The organism is Planomonospora alba, from assembly GCF_039534085.1.
In the GTDB taxonomy this organism is placed as follows: domain Bacteria; phylum Actinomycetota; class Actinomycetes; order Streptosporangiales; family Streptosporangiaceae; genus Planomonospora_B; species Planomonospora_B alba.
The window spans coordinates 1-2,367 of record NZ_BAAAUT010000136.1 but is presented as its reverse complement, the minus strand read 5'-3'; the positions used below and the strand labels follow the sequence as shown (position 1 = coordinate 2,367).

Sequence of the window (2,367 nt, the reverse complement as noted above, 5' to 3'; positions counted from 1 at the left end):
GCCCATCCCGGCGCGCTGGCTGCCCTGCCCGGTGAACAGGAACGCCGTCCGGCCGCCGCCGGCGGCACCGGTCACCACGGCGGGATCCGGCCGCCCCTCGGCCAGCGCCGCCAGCCCGCGCAGGAACTCCTCCCGGTCGGCGCCGACCACCGCGGCCCGGTGCTTCAGCGCGGTCCGGGTCGTGGCCAGCGAGTAGCCGACGTCCCGCACGTCCGGCTCCGGCCGCCCGGCCACGTGCGCCCGCAGCCGCTCCGCCTGGGCGGCCAGCGCCTCGGGCGTCCTGCCGGACAGCACCCACGGCACCGGGTGCGCGACCGCCGGGGGCCGCGGGGGCGGCGCCTCCTCCTCGGGAGCCTGCTCGATGATGACGTGCGCGTTGGTGCCGCTGATCCCGAACGACGACACCCCGGCACGGCGCGGACGGCCGTCGCGCGGCCACTCCACCGGCTCGGTCAGCAGCCGCACGTTCCCCGCCGACCAGTCCACCTCCGGGGTCGGCTCGTCCACGTGCAGGGTCTTCGGCAGCACGCCGTGCCGCATCGCCTGGACCATCTTGATCACACCGGCCACGCCCGCCGCCGCCTGGGTGTGCCCGATGTTCGACTTGACCGAGCCCAGCCAGAGCGGCTTGTCCCGGTTCTGCCCGTAGGCGGCGATGAGCGCCTGCGCCTCGATCGGGTCGCCCAGCGTCGTCGCGGTGCCGTGCGCCTCGACGGCGTCGACCTGGTCGGCGGCGACGCGCGCGTTGGCCAGGGCGCTGCGGATGACCCGGTGCTGGGACGGGCCGTTGGGGGCGGTGATGCCGTTGGAGGCGCCGTCCTGGTTGACGGCGCTGCCGCGCACCAGGGCGAGGATCCGGTGGCCGTTGCGCCGGGCGTCGGACAGGCGCTCCAGCACCAGCACCCCGACGCCCTCGGCGAAACCGGTGCCGTCGGCCGAGGCGGCGAACGCCCGGCACCGGCCGTCCCTGGACAGGCCGTTCTGCCTGCTGAACTCCACGAACGTGCCGGGGGTCGCCATGACCGTGACGCCGCCGGCGAGTGCGAGGGAGCACTCCCCGTTCCGCAGCGCGGTGACCGCCAGGTGCAGCGCCACCAGCGACGACGAGCACGCGGTGTCGACGGAGACCGCCGGGCCCTCCAGCCCGAGCGCGTAGGCGACCCGGCCCGAGACGACGGCTCCGGAGCCGTGGCTGTCGGGGTAGTCGTGGTACATCACGCCGGCGAACACCCCGGTCGGGCTGCCCTTCAGCGCCGCGGGATCCACCCCCGCGTCCTCCAGCGCCTCCCACGAGGTCTCCAGCAGCAGCCGCTGCTGCGGGTCCATGATCTCGGCCTCGCGCGGCGAGACGCCGAAGAAGCCCGGATCGAACTCGGCGGCGTCGTGCAGGAACCCGCCCCTGCGGGTGTAGGAGGTGCCCTCTCGGACGGAGTCCGGGTCGTACAACCGCTCGAGGTCCCAGCCGCGGTTCACGGGGAACTCCGAGGTCCCGTCACCGCCGTCCATCACGAACCGCCACAGCTCCTCCGGCGAGGACACCCCGCCCGGGTAGCGGCAACCCATTCCGACGATCGCAACCGGCTCGCGCAGCACCGCGGAGAGCTTCCGGTTCTGTTCGCGGAGCCGCTCGGACTCCTTGAGCGCCGCACGGAGCGCCTCGAAGACCTTCTCCTCGGACCTGGCCATCAGCTCCACACCTCCTGCATGTCGTCGCTGCCGGATGAGCCGTTGAGCGCCATATCGATCATCCTTTCGGGGTCCATCATGTCGATCGAGTCCTGTTCGTCCCGTTCGTCCGTGTAGACGGCGTCCTCCTGGACTCCCGCGAGTTCGAGAAGGCTCTCCATCAGCCCGGCGTCACGGAGCCGGGCCAGCGGGATGGACGACAGGATCCGGCGGATCCGCTCCTCTCCGGAGGAGGCGTCATCCGGCGGGGCGAGCTCGGCCGCGAGATGACCGGCCAGCGCGCGAACGTTCGGGTAGTCGAAGACCAGCGTGGACGGCAGGCGCAGCCCGGTGGCCGCGTTGAGCCGGTTGCGGAACTCCACCGCGGACAGCGAGTCGAAGCCGAAGTCGCCGAAGGCCCGGTCGGGTTCGATCGCCTCGGCGCTCCCGTGCTCCAGGACCGCGGCGGCCTCCGCCCGGACCAGGTCGAGCAGGGCCTCCTCCCGCTCCTCCGCCGGCAGTCCGGCGAGTCGCGCCGCCTGCCCGGCCGGGGCCGCCGTCCCGGCCGCGGCCCGGCGGGCGGGGACCCGCACCAGGCCGCGGAACAGGGCGGGCAGGTCGTCGCCGTACCGGGCGAGGGCGGCGGTGTCGAGCTTGGCCGGGACCAGCACCGCATCACCGGCCGCAACCGCCGCGTCGAAC

General features: G+C 74.2%; 2 protein-coding genes. Both read right to left on the bottom strand.

All coding sequences use genetic code 11. The features are described from left to right. Nucleotides 1–1,686 (bottom strand): type I polyketide synthase (locus ABD823_RS34235; RefSeq protein ID WP_344867075.1); only part of this gene is annotated, 1,686 nt, incomplete at its 3' end. Continuing rightward, nucleotides 1,686–2,367 (bottom strand): acyl carrier protein (locus ABD823_RS34230; RefSeq protein ID WP_344867073.1); only part of this gene is annotated, 682 nt, incomplete at its 5' end. The genes ABD823_RS34235 and ABD823_RS34230, both read right to left, overlap by 1 nt.